This is a genomic window from Streptomyces sp. NPDC048337 (assembly GCF_043201175.1).
Lineage (GTDB): Bacteria > Actinomycetota > Actinomycetes > Streptomycetales > Streptomycetaceae > Streptomyces.
Genome location: NZ_JBICYR010000041.1, coordinates 17,909 through 38,585 on the forward strand (window position 1 = coordinate 17,909; position 20,677 = coordinate 38,585).

Annotated in this window: 19 protein-coding genes; 3 read left to right on the forward strand and 16 right to left on the reverse strand. The window is 69.3% G+C overall.

Translation table 11 applies throughout. The features are described from left to right. The first annotated feature begins 74 nt into the window (after positions 1-74). Positions 75-686 carry a hypothetical protein gene (locus ACGFYU_RS36460; protein ID WP_393831601.1) on the forward strand — a complete coding sequence of 204 codons (612 nt, stop codon included), beginning with the start codon at positions 75-77 and terminating at the stop codon, positions 684-686. A 73-nt stretch (positions 687-759) separates the two neighbouring features. Here the strand turns inward: ACGFYU_RS36460 and nuoN are convergent, their stop codons facing one another. The 14 genes from nuoN to ACGFYU_RS36530 all read right to left on the reverse strand — a co-directional run bounded on the left by nuoN (position 760) and on the right by ACGFYU_RS36530 (position 16,726). Next, positions 760-2,415 carry an NADH-quinone oxidoreductase subunit NuoN gene (gene nuoN / locus ACGFYU_RS36465; protein ID WP_393831602.1) on the reverse strand — a complete coding sequence of 552 codons (1,656 nt, stop codon included), beginning with the start codon at positions 2,413-2,415 and terminating at the stop codon, positions 760-762. Then, entirely contained in the window at positions 2,412-4,004 is a 1,593-nt protein-coding gene (locus ACGFYU_RS36470) for an NADH-quinone oxidoreductase subunit M (protein WP_393831603.1), read from the reverse strand. The genes nuoN and ACGFYU_RS36470 overlap by 4 nt, the downstream gene beginning before the upstream one ends. 1 nt (position 4,005) lies before the next feature. Continuing rightward, the gene (nuoL, locus tag ACGFYU_RS36475; RefSeq protein WP_393831604.1) at positions 4,006-5,946 is read right to left on the reverse strand and encodes an NADH-quinone oxidoreductase subunit L; all 1,941 of its coding nucleotides are present in this window, start codon (positions 5,944-5,946) and stop codon (positions 4,006-4,008) included. 12 nt (positions 5,947-5,958) lie between these two features. Further along, positions 5,959-6,258, reverse strand: coding sequence for an NADH-quinone oxidoreductase subunit NuoK (nuoK, locus tag ACGFYU_RS36480; protein WP_030864698.1), 300 nt, complete (start codon positions 6,256-6,258; stop codon positions 5,959-5,961). Next, positions 6,255-7,073, reverse strand: a complete 819-nt coding sequence (locus tag ACGFYU_RS36485; protein ID WP_393831605.1) for an NADH-quinone oxidoreductase subunit J — start codon at positions 7,071-7,073, stop codon at positions 6,255-6,257. The genes nuoK and ACGFYU_RS36485 overlap by 4 nt, the downstream gene beginning before the upstream one ends. Beyond that, entirely contained in the window at positions 7,070-7,684 is a 615-nt protein-coding gene (gene nuoI, locus ACGFYU_RS36490) for an NADH-quinone oxidoreductase subunit NuoI (RefSeq protein WP_393831606.1), read from the reverse strand. The genes ACGFYU_RS36485 and nuoI overlap by 4 nt, the downstream gene beginning before the upstream one ends. Continuing rightward, positions 7,677-9,068: an NADH-quinone oxidoreductase subunit NuoH gene (gene nuoH / locus ACGFYU_RS36495; RefSeq protein ID WP_393831607.1), complete on the reverse strand. Its 1,392-nt coding sequence runs from the start codon at positions 9,066-9,068 to the stop codon at positions 7,677-7,679. Before nuoH ends, nuoI begins: the two co-directional genes overlap by 8 nt. 85 nt (positions 9,069-9,153) lie before the next feature. Continuing rightward, positions 9,154-11,661, reverse strand: coding sequence for an NADH-quinone oxidoreductase subunit G (locus ACGFYU_RS36500; protein WP_393831608.1), 2,508 nt, complete (start codon positions 11,659-11,661; stop codon positions 9,154-9,156). Then, positions 11,658-13,007, reverse strand: a complete 1,350-nt coding sequence (gene nuoF, locus ACGFYU_RS36505) for an NADH-quinone oxidoreductase subunit NuoF (RefSeq protein ID WP_393831609.1) — start codon at positions 13,005-13,007, stop codon at positions 11,658-11,660. Before nuoF ends, ACGFYU_RS36500 begins: the two co-directional genes overlap by 4 nt. After that, positions 13,007-13,744 (reverse strand): NADH-quinone oxidoreductase subunit NuoE, encoded by a 738-nt coding sequence (gene nuoE, locus ACGFYU_RS36510; RefSeq protein WP_393831610.1) that lies wholly within the window; start codon positions 13,742-13,744, stop codon positions 13,007-13,009. The genes nuoF and nuoE overlap by 1 nt, the downstream gene beginning before the upstream one ends. Further along, a complete protein-coding gene (locus tag ACGFYU_RS36515) occupies positions 13,741-15,066 on the reverse strand; it encodes an NADH-quinone oxidoreductase subunit D (RefSeq protein WP_393831611.1) in 1,326 nt (441 codons plus the stop codon). Before ACGFYU_RS36515 ends, nuoE begins: the two co-directional genes overlap by 4 nt. Next, a complete protein-coding gene (locus ACGFYU_RS36520; protein WP_393831612.1) occupies positions 15,066-15,800 on the reverse strand; it encodes an NADH-quinone oxidoreductase subunit C in 735 nt (244 codons plus the stop codon). Before ACGFYU_RS36520 ends, ACGFYU_RS36515 begins: the two co-directional genes overlap by 1 nt. Next, complete coding sequence (locus tag ACGFYU_RS36525; RefSeq protein WP_031145921.1) at positions 15,797-16,351, reverse strand: NADH-quinone oxidoreductase subunit B family protein; 555 nt, start codon at positions 16,349-16,351, stop codon at positions 15,797-15,799. The genes ACGFYU_RS36520 and ACGFYU_RS36525 overlap by 4 nt, the downstream gene beginning before the upstream one ends. 15 nt (positions 16,352-16,366) lie before the next feature. Next, a complete protein-coding gene (locus ACGFYU_RS36530; protein ID WP_008738438.1) occupies positions 16,367-16,726 on the reverse strand; it encodes an NADH-quinone oxidoreductase subunit A in 360 nt (119 codons plus the stop codon). 735 nt (positions 16,727-17,461) lie between these two features. On the opposite strand from ACGFYU_RS36530, the gene ACGFYU_RS36535 reads away from it, so the two are divergent. Further along, complete coding sequence (locus tag ACGFYU_RS36535) at positions 17,462-18,304, forward strand: C40 family peptidase (protein ID WP_393831613.1); 843 nt, start codon at positions 17,462-17,464, stop codon at positions 18,302-18,304. Between the two features lie 134 nt (positions 18,305-18,438). On the opposite strand, the gene ACGFYU_RS36540 is transcribed toward ACGFYU_RS36535, so the two are convergent. Further along, complete coding sequence (locus tag ACGFYU_RS36540) at positions 18,439-19,401, reverse strand: hypothetical protein (protein ID WP_393831614.1); 963 nt, start codon at positions 19,399-19,401, stop codon at positions 18,439-18,441. Between the two features lie 23 nt (positions 19,402-19,424). After that, entirely contained in the window at positions 19,425-19,835 is a 411-nt protein-coding gene (locus tag ACGFYU_RS36545) for a hypothetical protein (protein ID WP_393831615.1), read from the reverse strand. A 259-nt stretch (positions 19,836-20,094) separates the two neighbouring features. On the opposite strand from ACGFYU_RS36545, the gene ACGFYU_RS36550 reads away from it, so the two are divergent. After that, positions 20,095-20,553, forward strand: coding sequence for a hypothetical protein (locus ACGFYU_RS36550; protein WP_393831616.1), 459 nt, complete (start codon positions 20,095-20,097; stop codon positions 20,551-20,553). The last annotated feature ends 124 nt before the right edge of the window (positions 20,554-20,677 follow it).

Sequence of the window (20,677 nt, forward strand, 5' to 3'; positions counted from 1 at the left end):
GGGCCGGGATGGTGGACGGACGGACCGGGAGGCCCGTACCTGCGTACCGCCGTACCCCACCGCGAGGAGCCGCCATGCCCGCACTCCGTTTGAAGACCGCCCTCACGTGCGCGGCCGCCGCGTCCCTCGCCCTGACCGTGGCGCCCGCGGCCCACGCGGTCGACGGGCCGGCCCCCGACCCGCACGACGCCAAGGCCATGCAGGACATGGCGACGGCGATCGCGGTGACGGCCAAGTACGTGGACGAGCAGGAGGCCCTCAAGGACGGGTACCTCCCGCACGGCGAGGAGTGCATGACCAACCCCTTCGGGGTGGGCTCCATGGGCTACCACTACGTCAAGCAGGCCAACTGGGGTTCGATGGACCCCAGCCGGCCGACCGCGCTCCTCTACAGCACCGAGAAGGACCGCCACGGCCGTCGCGAGCTGCAGACCGTGGAGTGGATGTACACCGACCGGGACCAGGACCTCAAGACCACCGACGACCGGCCGAGCATGTTCGGGCTGCCCTTCGACGGCCCGATGCCCGGCCACTGGAAGGGCATGCCCAAGCACTACGACCTCCACATGTGGGCGTACGCGAAGAATCCGGCGGGCCGCTTCCACAACTGGAACCCGGCCCTGACCTGCCCGGCCAAGCCCCCTTCCCCGGCGAAGCCCGCACCCGCGCACCCACACGGCCACTGATCCGCACCGGCATGGCGAAGGGCCCGGCCCCTCTGAGAAAGGGGGCCGGGCCCTGGCACGTGCGCGGACCGGGTCAGCGGACGAAGGCGCTCGCCTGGCCCGCCAGGTCCAGGAAGTACTGCGGGGCCAGACCCAGGACCAGGGTCACCGCGACGCCCACTGCGATGGTGGTCATCGTCAGCGGCGAGGGCACGGCCACCGTCGGGCCGTCGGCCTTCGGCTCGCTGAAGAACATCAGGACGATCACCCGGATGTAGAAGAACGCGGCGATCGCGGACGAGATCACACCGACCACGACCAGCGCCCCTGCGCCGCCCTCCGCCGCCGCCTTGAACACGGCGAACTTCCCGGCGAAGCCGGAGGTGAGCGGGATGCCCGCGAAGGCCAGCAGGAAGACGGCGAAGACCGCCGCCGTGAGTGGTGAACGACGGCCCAGACCCGCCCACTTGGACAGGTGCGTGGCCTCGCCTCCCGCGTCCCGCACCAGCGTGACCACGGCGAAGGCGCCGATCGTCACGAAGGAGTACGCGCCCAGGTAGAAGAGGACGGACTTGACGCCCTCCGCCGAGGTCGCGATCACACCGGCCAGGATGAAGCCCGCGTGAGCGATCGAGGAGTAGGCGAGCAGGCGCTTGACGTCGGTCTGCGTGACCGCGATGACCGCGCCCGCCAGCATCGTGACGATGGCCACCGCCCACATCACCGGCCGCCAGTCCCAGCGCAGTCCGGGCAGGACCACGTAGAGGAGACGGAGCAGCGCGCCGAACGCGGCGACCTTCGTCGCCGCCGCCATGAAGCCGGTGACCGGGGTCGGGGCGCCCTGGTAGACGTCCGGGGTCCACATGTGGAAGGGGACCGCGCCGACCTTGAAGAGCAGGCCCATCAGGATCAGCGCGCCGCCGATCAGCAGCAGCGCGTCGTTGCCCATGGTGGAGGCCAGCGCCGGGTCGATCTTCGAGACCGTGCCGTCGACCACGTCGGCGATCACCGCGTACGAGACCGAGCCCGCGTACCCGTAGAGCAGCGCGATGCCGAAGAGGAGGAAGGCGGAGGAGAAGGCGCCCAGCAGGAAGTACTTGACCGCGGCCTCCTGCGACATCAGCCGCTGGCGGCGGGCGACGGCACAGAGCAGGTACAGCGGGAGGGAGAAGACCTCCAGGGCGATGAACAGCGTCAGCAGGTCGTTGGCCGCCGGAAAGATCAGCATCCCGGAGATCGCGAACAGGGCCAGCGGGAAGACCTCGGTGGTGGTGAAGCCCGCCTTGACGGCGGCCTTCTCGCTCTCGCTGACCGGTACGGACGCCGCCTGGGCGGCGAAGGAGTCCACCCGGTTGCCGTGCGCGGCCGGGTCGAGGCGCCGCTCGGCGAAGGTGAAGACCGCGACGATAGAGGCCAGGAGGATGGTGCCCTGCAGGAACAGCGCCGGGCCGTCGACGGCGATGGCGCCCATCGCGGCGATGTGCGCCTTGGTGGAGCCGTACCCGCCGGCCGCGAGGCCGACGACCGCCGCGAAGGCCGAGGCCAGCGCGGCGACCGCGAGGAACACCTGGACGTAGTAGCGGGACTTGCGCGGAATGAAGGCCTCGACGAGGACTCCGAGGACCGCCGCGCCCACCACGATCAGCGTGGGCGCGAGCTGCGCGTACTCGATGACGGGCGCCGGGATCCGGTCGACCGGCCCCTCGGCCGCCAGTGTCCACAGGCTGTGGGCAGCAGTCGTGGTGCTCACTTCGCCCCCTCCCCGTTCTTGGCCTCGACGGCTACCTCAGGCTTGGGGTCCGTCTGCTGAACATCCGACAGGGTGTGCTCCACCGCCGGGTTGACGATGTCGGTGATCACCTTCGGGTACACGCCGAGCCCGATCAGCAGGGCGATCAGCGGGGCGACCACCAGCACCTCCCGCAGGCGCAGGTCCGGCATGGTGCGGACCTCCTCCTTCACGGGGCCGGTCATCGTGCGCTGGTAGAGCACCAGCGTGTAGAGCGCGGCGAGCACGATGCCGATGGTGGCGATGATGCCGACGACCGGGTACCGGGCGAACGTGCCGACCAGGACCAGGAATTCACTGACGAAGGGGGCGAGCCCCGGCAGGGAGAGGGTGGCGAGGCCGCCGATCAGGAAGGTGCCGGCGAGGACCGGGGCCACCTTCTGGACGCCGCCGTAGTCGGCGATGAGCCGCGAGCCGCGCCGCGAGATCAGGAAGCCGGCCACCAGCATCAGCGCGGCCGTCGAGATCCCGTGGTTGACCATGTAGAGCGTCGCCCCGGACTGCCCCTGGGAGGTCATCGCGAAGATGCCCAGGATGATGAAGCCGAAGTGCGAGATCGAGGCGTAGGCGACCAGCCGCTTGATGTCCCGCTGGCCGACCGCGAGCAGCGCGCCGTAGACGATGCTGATGAGGGCCAGGACGAGGATCACCGGCGTGGCCCACTTGCTGGCCTCGGGGAAGAGCCCGAGGCAGAAGCGGAGCATCGCGAAGGTGCCGACCTTGTCGACGACCGCGGTGATCAGGACGGCGACCGGGGCGGTGGCCTCGCCCATCGCGTTCGGCAGCCAGGTGTGCAGCGGCCACAGCGGGGCCTTCACCGCGAAGGCGAAGAAGAAGCCGAGGAAAAGCAGCCGCTCGGTGTTGGTCGCCATGTCGAGCGTGCCCGCGGCGCGGGCCTCGGCGATCTCCTGGAGCGAGAAGTTTCCGGCGACCACGTAGAGGCCGATGACCGCGGCCAGCATGATCAGGCCGCCGACCAGGTTGTAGAGGAGGAACTTGACCGCCGCGTACGAGCGCTGCGCGGCCGCGTTCTCATCGGTCCCGGAGTGCGCCCGGTCTCCGAAGCCGCCGATGAGGAAGTACATCGGGATGAGCATGGCTTCGAAGAAGATGTAGAAGAGGAAGACGTCGGTGGCCTCGAAGGAGATGATCACCATCGCCTCGACCAGCAGGATCAGGGCGAAGAAGCCCTGCGTAGGCCGCCAGCGCGAAGAGTGCGTCTCCAAGGGGTCGGCGTCGTGCCAGCCGGCCCCGATCACGAAGGGGATCAGCAGCGCGGTGAGCGCGATGAGCGCCACCCCGATGCCGTCCACGCCGAGCTCGTAGCGGACGCCGAAGTCGGCGATCCAGGCCCGGGATTCGGTGAGCTGGTAGCGGTCGCCGCCCGGCTCGAAGCGGACCGCGACGAGCACGGCCAGGGCCAGTGTCGCCAGTGAGAAGAGCAGCGCGAGCCACTTGGCGGCGGTCCTGCGGGCGGCCGGGACGGCCGCCGTCAGGATCGCACCGGCCGCGGGGACCACGGCCGTCACCGTCAGAAGCGGGAAACTCATTTCACACCGCCCTCATCAGCAGGGTCGCGGCGACCAGGATCGCCGTGCCCCCGAACATCGAGACCGCGTAGCTGCGGGCGTAGCCGTTCTGGAGCTTGCGCAGCCGGCCCGACAGGCCGCCGACCGAGGCGGCCGTCCCGTTGACCACCCCGTCCACCAGGCTGTGGTCGACGTACACGAGCGAGCGGGTCAGGTGCTCCCCGCCACGCACCAGCACGACGTGGTTGAAGTCGTCCTGGAGCAGGTCCCGCCGGGCCGCCCGGGTGACCCAGCTCCCTCGGGGGGCGACCACGGGGACGGGGCGCCGGCCGTACATGGCCCAGGCGATGCCGACACCGATGACGAGGACGACCATGGTGGACAGGGTCACCGTCATGGCACTGATGGGCGGGTGCCCGTGCGCGTGCCCGGTGACGGGCTCCAGCCACTTCAGGAACCGGTCGCCGAAACCGAAGAAGCCACCGGCGAACACGGACCCGAAGGCCAGCACGATCATCGGGATGGTCATGGACTTCGGGGACTCATGGGGATGCGGCAGCTCCCCGGGGTGCGCCTCGACGCCGGGCTCGACACCGGGGGTCGTGGCCGGGTCCGGGGCCGGCTGCCACCGCTTCTCGCCGAAGAAGGTCAGCAGCATGACGCGGGTCATGTAGAACGCGGTGATGGCCGCGCCCAGCAGGGCCGCTCCGCCCAGGATCCAGCCCTCGGTGCCGCCCTTCGCGAAGGCCGCCTCGATGATCTTGTCCTTGGAGAAGAAGCCCGACAGGCCCGGGAAGCCGATGATGGCCAGGTAGCCGAGTCCGAAGGTCACGAAGGTGACGGGCATGTACTTCCGCAGCCCGCCGTACTTGCGCATGTCGACCTCGTCGTTCATCCCGTGCATCACGGAACCGGCGCCGAGGAAGAGGCCCGCCTTGAAGAAGCCGTGCGTGACCAGGTGCATGATCGCGAAGACGTAGCCGATCGGGCCGAGGCCCGCGGCGAGGACCATGTAGCCGATCTGCGACATCGTCGAGCCGGCGAGGGCCTTCTTGATGTCGTCCTTCGCGCAACCGACGATCGCACCGAAGAGGAGCGTGACCGCGCCCACGATGGTGACCACCAGCTGGGCGTCCGGCGCCGCGTTGAAGATGGCTCCCGAGCGGACGATCAGGTACACGCCCGCCGTCACCATCGTCGCCGCGTGGATCAGGGCCGAGACCGGGGTCGGGCCCTCCATCGCGTCACCGAGCCAGGACTGCAGCGGGACCTGCGCCGACTTGCCGCAGGCGGCCAGCAGCAGCATCAGCCCGATCGCCGTCAGCGTGCCTTCCGAGGTCTTGCCCACCGACGCGAGCACCGGCTCGAAGGCGAAGGTCCCGAAGGTGGTGAACATCAGCATGATCGCGATCGACAGGCCCATGTCGCCGACCCGGTTGACCAGGAAGGCCTTCTTCGCGGCCGTGGCCGCGCTGGGCTTGTGCTGCCAGAAGCCGATCAGGAGGTACGAGGCGAGGCCCACGCCCTCCCAGCCGAAGTACAGCAGGAGGTAGTTGTCGGCGACGACCAGCAGCAGCATCGCCGCGACGAACAGGTTGAGGTAGCCGAAGAAGCGGCGGCGGCGCTCGTCGTGCTCCATGTACCCGATCGAGTACACGTGGATGAGCGTGCCCACCCCGGAGATCAGCAGGACGAAGGTCATCGACAGCTGGTCGAGCTGGAAGGCGATGTCCGCCTGGAAGCCCTCCACCGGCACCCAGCTGAACAGCCTCTGGTGCAGGGCCCGGTCCTCGGCGCCGCGCCCCAGCATGTCGGCGAACAGGGCCGCGCCGATGCCGAAGGAGACGGCCGCGAGCAGGGTGCCGATCCAGTGGCCGGACTTGTCGAGGCGCCGGCCGCCGCACAGCAGCACCGCCGCTCCGAGCAGGGGCGCTGCCACCAGCAGCGCAATCAGATTCTCCACTGTGAACGCCCCTTACAGCTTCATCAGGCTGGCGTCGTCGACCGAGGCCGAGTGGCGGGTACGGAACAGCGACACGATGATCGCCAGGCCGACCACGACCTCCGCGGCGGCGACGACCATCGTGAAGAACGCGATGATCTGGCCGTCGAGGTTGCCGTGCATCCGGGAGAAGGCGACGAAGGCGAGGTTGCAGGCGTTGAGCATCAGCTCGACGCACATGAACAGCACGATCGCGTTCTTCCGGATCAGCACTCCGGCCGCGCCGATGGTGAACAGCAGGGCCGCCAGGTACAGGTAGTTGACCGGATTCACTTCGAGGCCTCCTCACGCGCATCGCGGCCGAGGCGCTCCGCGGAACGCTGCTCCAGTGCCTTGAGGTCGGACAGCGCCTCGCCGGAGACGTCCCGGATCTGGCCGCGGGCGCGCAGCGTCTTGTTGACCGTGAGCTCGGACGGGGTGCCGTCCGGCAGCAGGCCGGCCACGTCGACCGCGTTGTGCCGGGCGTAGACGCCGGGCGCGGGCAGCGGCGGGAGCTGCACGCCCTCCCGTACGCGCCGCTCCGCCAGCTCGCGCTGGGTGGCGGCCCGCTCGGTGCGCTCGCGGTGGGTGAGCACCATCGCGCCGACGGCCGCGGTGATCAGCAGCGCGCCGGTGATCTCGAAGGCGAAGACGTACTTGGTGAAGATCAGCTGGGCCAGGCCCTCGACGTGTCCGGCGGAGTTGATCCGGCCGAGCCCGTTGAAGTGGGTGAGCTTGGCGTTGCCGATGCCGGCGATGAGCAGGATGCCGAAGCCGAGCCCGCACAGGACGGCGAGCCAGCGCTGGCCCTTGATGGTCTCCTTCAGGGAGTCGGCGGCGGTGACGCCGACGAGCATGACCACGAAGAGGAAGAGCATCATGATCGCGCCGGTGTAGACGACGACCTGGACGACGCCCAGGAAGTACGCCCCGTTGGCGAGGTAGAAGACCGCCAGGACGATCATCGTCCCGGCGAGGCTGAGGGCGCTGTGCACGGCCTTCTTCATCAGGATCGTGGCCAGGGCGCCGATGACGGCGACCGTGCCGAGGACCCAGAACTGGATGGCCTCGCCCGTGGAGGTCAGGGTGGCGGCTGCGAGGGCGCTCATGCGTCGACCTCCTCGGCCTGGCCGTTCTCGGGCACTTCACCCTTCGAGACCGCGACCTGCCGGACCGTGCCGGGGGCGGCCCCCGTCACCAGTCCGCGGTAGTAGTCCTGCTCGTCGGTGCCGGGGAAGATCGAGTGCGGTGCCTCGACCATGCCCTCGGTGAGGCCGGCGAGCAGCTGCTCCTTGGTGTAGATGAGCGATTCGCGGCTGGCGTCGGCCAGTTCGAACTCGTTCGTCATGGTCAGCGCCCTCGTCGGGCACGCCTCGACGCACAGCCCGCACAGGATGCAGCGGGCGTAGTTGATCTGGTAGACCCTGCCGTACCGCTCGCCCGGGGAGTAGCGCTCCTCCTCGGTGTTGTCCGCGCCCTCCACGTAGATGGCGTCCGCGGGACAGGCCCAGGCGCACAGTTCGCACCCGATGCACTTCTCCAGACCGTCCGGGTGCCGGTTGAGCTGGTGCCGTCCGTGGAAGCGCGGGGCGGTGGTCTTCTGCTGCTCCGGGTACTGCTCGGTGAGGCGCTTCTTGAACATGGCCTTGAAGGTCACGCCGAAGCCGGCCACCGGGTTCTGCCACTTCTCGTTCTTCTCGTTCTGGTCCGCGTCAGACATTCTCAGCACCCTCCTCTCGGTCACTGTCAGTATTCGTCCCGCCACTGACAATCAGCTCCCGCTCGTGGCGGGGCCGCCTGCGCGGTACGGGTGCCAGGTGCTGGCCGGGCTTGGGCGGTACGGGGAATCCGCCCGCCAGCGGGTCGAAGGGCGCGGTGTCCTTCACGGCCTCCGCGGCCGCCGCCTTCTCGCGCTTGTCGCGGAAGAGGTCCGCGACGAAGGAGAGGAGCAGGATCGCCACGACGGCGCCGCCGACGTAGAGGACGATCTGGCTGAAGTCGTACTGCTCGTTGCGGAGCGCGCGGACGGTGGCGACCAGCATCAGCCAGACCACGGAGACCGGGATCAGGACCTTCCAGCCGAGCTTCATCAGCTGGTCGTAGCGCACGCGCGGCAGCGTGCCGCGCAGCCAGATGAAGAAGAAGAGGAGCAGCTGGACCTTGATGACGAACCAGAGCATCGGCCACCAGCCGTGGTTCGCGCCCTCCCAGTACGTGGAGATCGGCGCCGGGGCCCGCCAGCCGCCCAGGAAGAGGGTGACCGAGACCGCCGAGACGGTGACCATGTTGACGTACTCGGCGAGCATGAACAGCGCGAACTTGATGGAGGAGTACTCGGTGTTGAAGCCGCCGACCAGGTCGCCCTCGGACTCCGGCATGTCGAAGGGGGCGCGGTTGGTCTCGCCGACCATCGTGATGACGTAGATGATGAAGGAGACCGGCAGCAGGATGATGTACCAGCGGTCCGCCTGGGCTTCGACGATCGCCGAGGTCGACATCGACCCGGAGTAGAGGAAGACCGAGGCGAAGGCCGCGCCCATCGCGATCTCGTAGGAGATCATCTGCGCGCAGGAGCGCAGGCCGCCGAGGAGCGGGTAGGTCGAGCCGGAGGACCAGCCCGCCAGGACGATGCCGTAGATGCCGACGGAGGCCACCGCGAGGATGTAGAGCATCGCGATGGGCAGGTCGGTGAGCTGCATGGTGGTGCGCTGGCCGAAGATCGAGACCTCGTTGCCGGAGGGCCCGAAGGGGATCACCGCGATGGCCATGAAGGCCGGGATCGCCGCGATGATCGGGGCCAGGACGTACACCACCTTGTCGGCCCGCTTGACGATGACGTCTTCCTTCAGCATCAGCTTCACGCCGTCGGCGAGCGACTGGAGCATGCCCCAGGGGCCGTGCCGGTTGGGGCCGATGCGCAGCTGCATCCAGGCGACGACCTTGCGCTCCCACACGATGGAGAAGAGCACGGTCACCATCAGGAAGGCGAAGCAGAACACTGCCTTCAGCAGGACCAGCCACCACACGTCGCGGCCGAACAAGGTGAGGTCCTCGGCCGCGAGGACGTGTGGCTGGGCCGCGAACTGGGCGAGGTGGTTCGTCACGCTCGCACCTCCCGTGCGGGGGCCGGAGCTTCGCCCGGCCGAAGGACGTGGGTCAGTGGCGCGGGTTGCGGCAGGGCGGTGGCGGTCACGGCCGCACCTCCGTGTCCTCGTCGGCCGCCGGGCCGACCCCGGCCGGGCCGATCCGGACGAGGGTGCCGGGTCGGGCGCCGGTGTCGGCGAGGACGCCGGAGCCGGTGGAGTTCAGCGGGAGCCAGACCACGCGGTCGGGCATCTCGGTGATCCGGAGCGGGAGTTCCACGGAGCCGGCCGGGCCGGTGACCGCGAGGACGTCCCCGTTCTTGACGCCCGTCTCGGCGGCCGTGGCGGCCGAGAGGCGGGCACTGGCCTCGTGCCGGGTCCCGGCCAGGGCCTCGTCGCCCTCCTGGAGGCGGCCCAGGTCGAGGAGGAGCCGGTGGCCCGCGAGGACCGCCTCACCTGAGCCCGGCCGGGGCGCCGGCACCGGGTCGGTGGACTGCTCGGTCGCGAGCGCGCCCTCCCAGGGGCCGAGCCGCTCCAGCTCCCGGCGTACGGCGTGTACGTCGGGCAGCGCGATCGGCCGGTCGGCCGCGTCGGCCAGCATGTGCAGCACGCGGGCGTCGGCCGGGGCGAGCCGGCGGGTCATCTGGTCGGGCTTGAGCGCGGCCTCGAACGGCCGGACCCTGCCCTCCCAGTTGATGAACGCGCCCGCCTTCTCGGCGACGGCGGCGACCGGGAAGACCACGTCGGCGTGGGCGGTGACCTCGCTCGGCCGCAGTTCCAGGGAGACCACGAAGGCCTCCTGGAGGGCGGCCCGGGCGCGCGCCGGGTCAGGCAGGTCGGTGACCTCGACGCCCGCGACCAGCAGGGCGGACAGTTCGCCGGTGGCGGCGGCCTCGACGATCTGGCCGGTGTCGCGGCCGTAGCGGTGCGGCAGTTCGTCCAGGCCCCAGGCGGTCGCGACCTCGTCGCGGGCCCGCGGGTCGGTGGCCGGGCGGCCGCCGGGCAGCAGGGACGGCAGCGCGCCCGCCTCGACGGCGGCCCGCTCCCCGGCCCGGCGCGGGATCCACACCAGCGTGGCCCCGGTCGCACCGGCCAGCCGTACGGCGGCGGTCAGCGCGCCGGGCACCGCGGCGAGCCGCTCCCCGACGACGATGACCGCGCCCTTCTCGCGCAGCGCCTCGGCGGCGACGGCTCCGCCCGCCTCCAGGCCGGTACGGGAGCCCAGTGCGTCCAGCCACTCGGGCTCGGTGCCGGGGGCGGCTGCCAGCAGGGTGCCGCCCGCCTTCTCCAGGCCGCGGGTGGCGAAGGGGGCGAGGGCGAAGGTCCGCTGCTTGTGCTTGCGGTGGGCCTTGCGCAGCCGCAGGAAGACCCCGGGGGCCTCCTCCTCGGCCTCGATGCCCGCCAGCAGCACCGCGGGCGCCGCCTCCAGCGAGGTGTACGTGACCCCGCTCCCGTCGAGGTCCTTGCCGGTGCCGGCCACGGTGGCGGCCAGGAACTCGGTCTCCTCCGCGCTGTGCACGCGGGCCCGGAAGTCGATGTCGTTGGTGTCGAGCACCACCCGGGCGAACTTGGCGTACGCGTACGCGTCCTCGACGGTGAGCCGGCCGCCGGTCAGGACGCCGGCCCGGCCCCGCGCGGCGGCCAGCCCGTTCGCGGCGGCCTCCAGGGCCTCCGGCCAGCTCGCGGGCTCCAGCACCCCGGCGGCGTTGCGGACCAGCGGGGTGTCCAGGCGGTCGCGCTGCTGGGCGTAGCGGAAGCCGAAGCGGCCCTTGTCGCAGACCCACTCCTCGTTGACCTCCGGGTCCTCGGCGGCCAGCCGGCGCAGCACCTTGCCGCGGCGGTGGTCGGTCCGGGTCGCGCAGCCGCCCGCGCAGTGCTCGCACACGCTCGGGGAGGAGACGAGGTCGAAGGGGCGGGAGCGGAACCGGTAGGCGGCCGAGGTCAGCGCGCCGACGGGGCAGATCTGGATGGTGTTGCCGGAGAAGTACGACTCGAAGGGGTCGCCCTCGCCCGTGCCCACCTGCTGGAGCGCGCCGCGCTCCAGCAGTTCGATCATCGGGTCGCCGGCGATCTCGTTGGAGAAGCGGGTGCAGCGCGCGCACAGCACGCACCGCTCGCGGTCCAGGAGCACCTGGGTGGAGATCGGGACCGGCTTCTCGTAGGTGCGCTTCTTGCCCTCGAAACGCGATTCGGCGTTGCCGTGCGACATCGCCTGGTTCTGCAGCGGGCACTCGCCGCCCTTGTCGCAGACCGGGCAGTCCAGCGGGTGGTTGATGAGCAGCAGCTCCATCACCCCGCGCTGGGCCTTGTCGGCGGCCTCGGAGGTCAGCTGCGTCTTGACGACCATGCCGTCGGTGCAGGTGATCGTGCAGGAGGCCATCGGCTTGCGCTGGCCCTCGACCTCGACGATGCACTGGCGGCAGGCGCCGGCCGGCGGGAGGAGGGGGTGGTCGCAGAACCGGGGGATCTCGATGCCGAGCTGCTCGGCGGCCCGGATGACGAGGGTGCCCTTGGGGACCGACAGCTCGATGCCGTCGATGGTCAGGGACACCAGATCTTCCGGCGGTACGGCCGCTTCGCCGCCACCGGCGGGAGCGTTCGTGGCGACGGTCATGCGGTCACCTCCGTGTCAGCCCAGAGGGTCGACTTCTTGGGGTCGAAGGGGCAGCCCTTCCCGGTGATGTGCTGCTCGTACTCCTCGCGGAAGTACTTGAGCGAGGAGAAGATCGGGCTGGCCGCGCCGTCGCCGAGCGCGCAGAAGGACTTGCCGTTGATGTTGTCGGCGATGTCGTTCAGCTTGTCGAGATCGGACATGACGCCCTTGCCGGCCTCGATGTCGCGGAGCAACTGGACCAGCCAGTACGTGCCTTCGCGGCAGGGCGTGCACTTGCCGCAGGACTCGTGGGCGTAGAACTCGGTCCACCGGGTCACGGCGCGCACCACGCAGGTGGTCTCGTCGAAGCACTGGAGGGCCTTGGTGCCGAGCATCGAGCCGGCGGCGCCCACGCCCTCGTAGTCGAGCGGGACGTCCAGGTGCTCGTCGGTGAACATCGGGGTGGAGGAGCCGCCCGGGGTCCAGAACTTCAGCCGGTGCCCGGGGCGCATCCCGCCGCTCATGTCGAGGAGCTGGCGCAGGGTGATGCCGAGCGGGGCCTCGTACTGGCCGGGTGCGGCGACGTGCCCGGAGAGCGAATACAGCGTGAAGCCGGGGGACTTCTCGGTCCCCATCGACTTGAACCAGTCCTTGCCCTTGTTCAGGATCGCGGGAACCGAGGCGATGGACTCGACGTTGTTCACGACAGTGGGGCACGCGTAGAGCCCCTCGACGGCAGGGAAGGGGGGACGCAGCCGGGGCTGACCGCGCCGGCCTTCGAGGGAGTCGAGCAGTGCCGTCTCCTCGCCGCAGATGTACGCGCCCGCTCCCGCGTGCACCGTGATGTCGAGGTCGAGGCCGCTCCCCAGGATGTCCTTGCCGAGGTATCCGGCCTCGTACGCCTCACGGACCGCCAGGTGCAGGCGCCGCAGGACCGGTACGACCTCGCCGCGCAGGTAGATGAAGGCGTGCTGCGAGCGGATCGCGTAGCAGGCGATGATCATTCCCTCGATGAGGGAGTGCGGGTTGGCGAAGAGGAGGGGGATGTCCTTGCAGGTTCCCGGTTCGGACTCGTCCGCGTTCACGACGAGGTAGTGCGGCTTTCCGTCGCCCTGCGGGATGAACTGCCACTTCATTCCGGTGGGGAAGCCCGCGCCGCCGCGTCCGCGCAGCCCCGAGTCCTTCACGTAGGCGATGAGGTCGTCCGGGGTCATCGCGAGGGCCTTGCGCAGGCCCTCGTAGCCCTCGTGGCGCCGGTAGGTCTCCAGCGTCCACGACTCGGGCTCGTCCCAGAACGCCGACAGGACGGGTGCGAGGAGCTTCTCCGGGCTGGTGCCGTTCTTGCTCAGTTCGGTCGACACGGACATCACTCCCCTCCCTCGGTGGTGGCCTCACCGCGCGGGTGCACGATCGGGGTGTGCGGGGACTCGCCGCGGGCGATGCGCAGTCCGATCAGCGAGGCGGGGCCGGCGCCGCCGGTGGCCTCGACCGCGCCCTCGCGCTCGTCGGGGAAACCGGCCAGGATCCGGGCGGTCTCCTTGTAGGTGCACAGCGGCGCGCCCCGGGTCGGCGCGACCTCGCGGCCCGCCAGCAGGTCGTCGACCATGGCCTTGGCGGACTCGGGGGTCTGGTTGTCGAAGAACTCCCAGTTGACCATCACCACGGGGGCGAAGTCGCAGGCCGCGTTGCACTCGATGTGTTCGAGGGTGACCTTGCCGTCGGGGGTGGTCTCGTTGTTCCCGACCCCGAGGTGCTCCTTGAGCTCCTCGAAGATGGCGTCGCCGCCCATGACCGCGCACAGGGTGTTCGTACAGACGCCGACCTGGTAGTCCCCGGAGGGCTTGCGCCGGTACATCGTGTAGAAGGTCGCCACCGCCGTGACCTCGGCGGTGGTCAGGCCTAGCACCTCGGCGCAGAAGCGGATGCCGGTGCGCGAGACGTAGCCCTCCTCCGACTGGCACAGGTGCAGCAGCGGCAGCAGCGCGGAGCGGCTGTCGGGGTAGCGGGCGATGACCTGCTTCGCGTCCGCTTCGAGCCGCTCGCGTACGTCGGCCGGGAAGTCGGGGGCGGGAAGCTGCGGCATGCCCAATGAGATGTCGGTCATCGGTCGACGCCTCCCATCACGGGGTCGATGGAGGCGACGGCGACGATGACGTCGGCGACCTGGCCGCCCTCGCACATCGCGGCCATGGCCTGCAGGTTGGTGAAGGACGGGTCGCGGAAGTGGACCCGGTAGGGGCGGGTGCCGCCGTCGGAGACGACGTGGACGCCGAGCTCGCCCTTGGGCGACTCGACCGCCGCGTACGCCTGCCCGGCCGGTACCCGGAAGCCCTCGGTCACCAGCTTGAAGTGGTGGATGAGGGCCTCCATGGAGGTGCCCATGATGTTCCGGATGTGGTCGAGCGAGTTGCCGAGGCCGTCCGGGCCCATCGCCAGCTGCGCCGGCCAGGCGATCTTCTTGTCGGCGACCATCACCGGGCCCGGCTCCAGCCGCTCCAGGCACTGCTCGACGATCCGCAGCGACTGGCGCATCTCCTCCAGGCGGATCAGGAACCGCCCGTAGGAGTCGCAGGTCTCGGTGGTCGGCACGTCGAACTCGTAGGTCTCGTAGCCGCAGTACGGGTCCGACTTGCGCAGGTCGTGCGGCAGGCCGGCGGAGCGCAGGATCGGGCCGGTGGCGCCGAGCGCCATGCAGCCGGTGAGGTCGAGGTAGCCGACGTCCTGCATGCGGGCCTTGAAGATGGGGTTGCCGGTGGCGAGCTTGTCGTACTCCGGCAGGTTCTTCTTCATGGTCTTCACGAAGTCGCGCAGCTGGTCCACGGCGCCCGGGGGCAGGTCCTGCGCGAGGCCGCCGGGGCGGACGAACGCGTGGTTCATGCGCAGGCCGGTGATCAGCTCGAAGATGTCGAGGATCAGCTCGCGGTCGCGGAAGCCGTAGATCATGATCGTGGTCGCGCCCAGCTCCATGCCGCCGGTGGCGATGCACACCAGGTGGGAGGAGAGCCGGTTGAGCTCCATCAGCAGGACGCGGATGACGGTGGCGCGGTCCGGGATCTGGTCGGTGATGCCGAGGAGCTTCTCGACGCCGAGGCAGTACGCCGTCTCGTTGAAGAACGGCGTCAGGTAGTCCATGCGCGTGACGAAGGTGGTGCCCTGCGTCCAGTTCCGGTATTCGAGGTTCTTCTCGATGCCGGTGTGGAGGTAGCCGATGCCGCAGCGGGCCTCGGTGACCGTCTCGCCGTCGATCTCCAGGATCAGGCGGAGCACTCCGTGGGTGGAGGGGTGCTGCGGACCCATGTTGACGACGATCCGCTCGTCGTCCGCCTTGGCCGCGGACTGGACGATCTCGTCCCAGTCGCCGCCGGTGACGGTGTAGACGAGGCCTTCGGTGGTCTCCCGGGAGGAGGCGTGGTTTGACGTTGACATCAGCTGTACGACCTCCGCTGGTCGGGAGCCGGGATCTGGGCGCCCTTGTACTCGACGGCGATGCCGCCGAGCGGGTAGTCCTTGCGCTGCGGGAAGCCCTGCCAGTCGTCCGGCATCATGATCCGGGTGAGGGCCGGGTGCCCGTCGAAGACCAGGCCGAAGAAGTCGTACGTCTCGCGCTCGTGCCAGTCGTTGGTCGGGTAGACGGGGACGAGCGAGGGGACGTGCGGGTCGCGGTCCGGGACGGACACCTCCAGCCGCACGATCCGGCCGTGGGTGAGCGAGCGCAGGTGGTAGACGGCGTGCAGCTCGCGGCCCTTGTCCTGGGGGAAGTGGACCCCGCTGACGCCGGTGCAGAGCTCGAAGCGCAGGGCCGGGTCGTCGCGCAGGGTGGAGGCGACGCGGACGAGGTGCTCGCGGGCGATGTGGAGGGTCAGCTCCGCCCGGTCGACGACGACCTTCTCGATCACGTTCTCCGGGACCAGGTCCTGCTCCTCCAGGGCGCCTTCGAGCTCGTCGACGACCTCGTCGAAGTAGGAGCCGTACGGGCGGACGGCCGCCCCGGGCAGGCGTACGGAGCGCACGAGGCCGCCGTAGCCGGAGGTGTCGCCGCCGTTTCGGGCGCCGAACATGCCGCGCTGGACGCGGACCTCCTCGCCGTGGTCCCCCCGCTGGCCGGGCAGGTTCTGGCGGCTGAGTTCCTTGTCGGGGTTGGGTTCACGGGTCTCGCTCACCGGAGCAGCCCCTTCATCTCGATGATGGGGAGGGCCTTGAGGGCCGCCTCCTCCGCCTCACGGGCCGCCTCTTCCCGGTTCACGCCGAGCTTTCCGCCCTGGATCTTCTGGTGGAGCTTGAGGATCGCGTCCATCAGCATCTCGGGGCGGGGCGGGCAGCCGGGGAGGTAGATGTCCACCGGGACGATGTGGTCGACGCCCTGGACAATCGCGTAGTTATTGAACATTCCGCCTGAAGATGCACAAACCCCCATGGAGATGACCCATTTGGGAGCGGGCATCTGGTCGTACACCTGCCGCAGCACCGGCGCCATCTTCTGGCTGACCCGCCCCGCCACGATCATCAGGTCGGCCTGGCGCGGGGAACCGCGGAAGACCTCCATGCCGAAGCGGGCCAGGTCGTAGCGGCCCGCTCCGGTCGTCATCATCTCGATGGCACAGCAGGCGAGGCCGAAGGTCGCGGGGAAGACGGATGACTTGCGCACCCAGCCCGCGGCCTGTTCGACGGTCGTCAGCAGAAAGCCGCTCGGCAGCTTCTCTTCCAGTCCCATGGAAAATTCAGCCCCTCAGTCCCATTCCAGGCCGCCGCGGCGCCACACGTAGGCGTAGGCGACGAAGACGGTGAGCACGAAGAGCAGCATCTCGACGAGCCCGAAGATCCCCAGGGAGTCGAAGGTGACGGCCCAGGGGTAGAGGAAGACAACCTCGATGTCGAAGACGATGAAGAGCATCGCCGTCAGGTAGTACTTGATGGGGAAGCGGCCGCCGCCGGCCGGGACCGGAGTGGGCTCGATGCCGCACTCGTACGCCTCAAGCTTCGCCCGGTTGTACCGTTTTGGACCGATCAGCGTGGCCATGACCACGGAGAAGATCGCAAACCCTGCGCCGAGGGCGCCGAGCACGAGGATGGGCGCGTACGCATTCACGCTCCTCGCTCCTTCCAGTCGTCCTTGACCGTTGGACCGCCGCCGGCGCATGTGAGGCAGTTCACAAGCCGGACTGCTGCGCATCTTATGCCCGCCGCTCTGTGATCTGCGACACGGGTTACAACAACGAGTTTGTGATCTCCACCACCTGACGAACGATCATGAAGTCCGATGAGTGGTGATCTTCGTACGTGAAGCATCCACATGATCACCAAAGGTGACATCCGACCTCGTTACCCCAGGTAGGAGGGGTGCCGCCCTATCAAATCGTGGCCCTTGCAGGCAAATTGGCGACACGGGTGCGGAAATGATAAAGGGACCGGCGTCGCCCGGTCGGGGGAGGGGGTGCGTACGGAGGTGGACGCGGGGCAGAAGAGGGGACGGAGGGGCCGCCACCCGTGTGCATCCGTTCACGAATCCCGACGGTCAGTTCACGGCGAGATCACGACCGGGCCACAGCACCCGCACAGCGTGACTCTCCTGTGACCTGCGCCACTCCCGATTCACCGCGACGAAAGAGGGCTTGGCCATCTGTGCGGAGGGATGGTAGGCGGAGGATCAATTCGGACTTATTGCGGAAACCCCATGATCACAGCCTTGTGACGGCGTGTCCGTTTCGCCCGTTACGGCGTCAATAAGAAGCGCGGCGCGCCCGGTTCGTTCCCTTCGCGCACAACTGTGGCGCAGACCACGTTTCTTGAAGGGACCCCGGACCCCCTGATAGCGGTTGTCCTCATGTCCCATACCGCTCACATACCCAGCCACCGGAAGCCCCGCCGCAGCGCCTCGAAGCTCGCGGTCCGCGCCGGAGTTGCCGGTGGCGTCCTCAGCACCCTGGCCATGGCCGGCACCGCGAGCGCGTCCCCGTCCGCCGAGCCCGTGGCCGAGACGACGCTCGAGATGCCGGTCCTCAAGCTGGACCTGGCCGCCGAGGTCTCCTCCGCCGTCACCACCGCCGCCGAGAACACCCGCGCGGCCGCCGTCGAGGGCGAACTGACCGCCCAGGAGGAGAGCGCCCGTACCGGCGCCGCCGCCGAGGCGAAGAAGGCGAAGGAAGACGCCCAGGCGAAGGCCGACGCCGAGAAGAAGGCGCAGGAGGAGGCCGCCCGCAAGGCCGAGGCCGACCGCGCCAACCGCTCCAGCGCCCGCGCCTCCCTGTCGACGCAGTCCTCCGGCGCGACCTCCAGCGACGGCTCCGGCGCCTCCGTGGCGGCCCCGGCCACCGGCTCCGCCGCGGCCATCGTGAACTTCGCCCGCGCGCAGGTCGGCAAGGCGTACGTCATGGGCGGCACCGGCCCGTCCTCGTTCGACTGCTCCGGCCTCGTCCAGGCCGCCTACCGCCAGGCCGGCATCTCCCTGCCGCGCATGTCCCAGGCGCAGTCCTCCTCCGGCACCTCGGTCTCCCTGAGCGCCCTGCAGCCCGGCGACATCCTGTACTGGGGCTCCCGCGGCTCCGCGTACCACGTCGCGATCTACGTCGGCGGCGGCAAGTTCGTCGGCGCGCAGAACCCCAGCACCGGCATCGTCGAGCGCTCGCTGAGCTACGACAAGCCGACGGGCGCCGTCCGCGTCCTCTGAGCCACCCGCGGCCGCCACGGGCGCCACGAAGGGCCGGTACTCCCCCGCTCGGGGGCGGAGTACCGGCCCTTCGGGCTGTCTCGGCCCTACGCGAGGCCATCGGGCCGGGCTCAGGCCGAGCGCTCGCCAAGCGCTCAGGACAGGCTCGCCGCCAGCCTGAAGCGGGCCTCGCGCTGCTTCTTGTACAGCGCGAGCGTCTCGGCATGCTCCTCCACGAGCCGCTCCTGGTACGCCTTCTCGACGGCGGCCCAGATCCCGACGAGGTTCACCTCGCGCTTGCACGCGACATCGGCCTTGGCGGCGGTGACGGCCTTGGGGCCGCCCAAGTCGCTCTCCAGGCCCAGCTTCTCGATCACCTCGTACGGGCTTTTGATCCCGCTATAGCCAGACTTATCCATGCAGGCGGACCATCGGTGGAGGGCTTCGACGACGCGCGAGTCCGCTTTGGAGCGGTCGTGCGCCTCCCCTGCCAGACCGAACGAGAAGAGCAGGTCCACGCTGTCCTTGGTCGGCGCGTACAGCTTGCGGTAGCCCTCCCGCCCGCAGCCCCCGGCAGGCACCTTCTGCCCGCCGACCTCGATGCCACTGTCCAGCTTGGCGGCATCCTCCTCGTTGAGCGCGTCGGGGGCGCGCTCCTTTCCCGGCTGTTCGCCATGCATGACCGTGTACGCGCCGCCGCTCAGCTTCGGAGCCTGCGGCTTGGCCGGCCGCCCCTGACCCGCGGTCTTGTCATACCCGTGGGCCTCCGCGTACGCCGGATCGGCGAGCCCGAAGAGGTAGGCATGCCGGTCTGCCGACACCCCGCCTGCGGCGGACTCGGAGCTGGACACCCCCTCGTACGTGAACCCGTATCGGGCCATGCACTGGGATACCAGGCTCTCCTGGACCCGGCCCATCCGGATGGCCTCTGCCTCGGAATCCGTGTACGCGTCCATGGGCAGCGAGATGGAGACGGTGGCCGGGTTGACGGCAACGGGGCCGAGTGCCGGCTCTCCCCTGCCGCCTTCGCCGCCGGAGTCCGAGCATCCGGCAACGAGTACGGCCACCAGCACGGTCGCCGGAGCGGCGGCGAACCGGCGGTACCACGCGGCGCGCATGGCAGAAAGGCCCTCCATCCGGATCAGGGGTGGAGGGTGTACGTGGACGAGCTGATCTCGTTCTTGAACTTGTACGAGGCGTTGCCCTCGTAGTTCGACGGAATCTCGCCGACGTTGCCGTCGATGTTCGGGTCGGTGGCCACCTTCCAGGCGTACACGTCCCAGTTCTTGTAGGAAGCGGTGTTGTTGTCCACGGACTGCCCGGCGCCGTTGCATCCGCTCTTGAAATGGTTGTCGTTGAAGTTCAGGTCCTCGCCGTATAGGTCGAAGACACAACCCGCCCCGCCCGAGTTGTAGAAAAGGCCGAACTCCTGGTTTTCCAGGATCCCGTCCTTGCCGTACGCCGCCGAAGGTCCCGCGCCGGCCAGGAGAAGCACGCCAGCCGAAACCGTGGCGGCGCAGCCGGTCACCAGCATGCGGAATGCCTTGTTCATGATTTACCCCTTGAGTCGTCTCATTGAAAAAACCTCAGGCAAACAGCACTTGATGGTCTGGCTGTTCAGCCCGGCATGGATTCAACAGCCCAAGGCGCATGCAGGCAAACAACTTCTCACCTGATGGACAGCCATATGCCAAGGCAACCAGTTGACTTGTGGAACACGACTGTGCCTACCTAATATCGCCCGACGCCCTGACTCAGCACTCCATCGTGGGCGTCCCGCCACACTTTTACCGACGCAAGGAAATACTGTCGTGCGCGCGCACTATCTGGCCCCTCTACTCCTCATATGCGTCTCCCTGACCGGGTGCGGAGGGGGCGAGAACAAGCCAAAAGCCAGCGATAGCCCGTCGCCCACCGCGGAGGAAATCGCCTACTACGACTGCCTCAAAGACCGGGGCCTGAAGATCGAGCACAAGGATGGCGGAGCGCCGCGCGTGGACAAGTCTCAGCCGTTCGAGCAAATCAAGGCGGCCGAGGACGCCTGTGCCGACAAGATGCCTCCGCCGCCCTCCCCCTCGCAGGCCGCCCCTGAGGTGATCGCGGCAGGGCAGCGGAAGACCGACTGCATGCGGGCCGAGGGTGTCACCTGGTACCCGGACCCCGACCCGGTCACCGGCGATTTCACCGATGCCGGAATGACCCCGGAGCAACGGTCCAGCCTCAAGCGGGACCACACGGACGCGCTGAGGAAGTGCAAGGTCGCGAGATAGCCCCGGCCCGGGATCCGGCTCCGGCCCTGGATCCGGCCCCAACGCAGCGTGAGACAGGGGTTGTTCGGATGGGGCAGCGCTCCTTAGGATCACGATTCGCGTGTGCGCGCCATCCTCCCTCCGC

Excerpts from the sequence above, each read along its gene's own strand:
- nuoE (WP_393831610.1), bottom strand. The coding sequence starts at position 13,744 with ATGACCGACATCTCATTGGGCATGCCGCAGCTTCCCGCCCCCGACTTC.
- ACGFYU_RS36525 (WP_031145921.1), bottom strand. The coding sequence starts at position 16,351 with ATGGGACTGGAAGAGAAGCTGCCGAGCGGCTTTCTGCTGACGACCGTC.
- ACGFYU_RS36500 (WP_393831608.1), bottom strand. The coding sequence starts at position 11,661 with ATGACCGTCGCCACGAACGCTCCCGCCGGTGGCGGCGAAGCGGCCGTA.
- nuoI (WP_393831606.1), bottom strand. The coding sequence starts at position 7,684 with ATGTCTGACGCGGACCAGAACGAGAAGAACGAGAAGTGGCAGAACCCG.
- ACGFYU_RS36460 (WP_393831601.1), top strand. The coding sequence starts at position 75 with ATGCCCGCACTCCGTTTGAAGACCGCCCTCACGTGCGCGGCCGCCGCG.
- ACGFYU_RS36515 (WP_393831611.1), bottom strand. The coding sequence starts at position 15,066 with ATGTCAACGTCAAACCACGCCTCCTCCCGGGAGACCACCGAAGGCCTC.
- ACGFYU_RS36535 (WP_393831613.1), top strand. The coding sequence starts at position 17,462 with ATGTCCCATACCGCTCACATACCCAGCCACCGGAAGCCCCGCCGCAGC.
- ACGFYU_RS36485 (WP_393831605.1), bottom strand. The coding sequence starts at position 7,073 with ATGAGCGCCCTCGCAGCCGCCACCCTGACCTCCACGGGCGAGGCCATC.
- ACGFYU_RS36540 (WP_393831614.1), bottom strand. The coding sequence starts at position 19,401 with ATGCGCGCCGCGTGGTACCGCCGGTTCGCCGCCGCTCCGGCGACCGTG.
- nuoF (WP_393831609.1), bottom strand. The coding sequence starts at position 13,007 with ATGTCCGTGTCGACCGAACTGAGCAAGAACGGCACCAGCCCGGAGAAG.
- ACGFYU_RS36545 (WP_393831615.1), bottom strand. The coding sequence starts at position 19,835 with ATGAACAAGGCATTCCGCATGCTGGTGACCGGCTGCGCCGCCACGGTT.
- ACGFYU_RS36470 (WP_393831603.1), bottom strand. The coding sequence starts at position 4,004 with ATGAGTTTCCCGCTTCTGACGGTGACGGCCGTGGTCCCCGCGGCCGGT.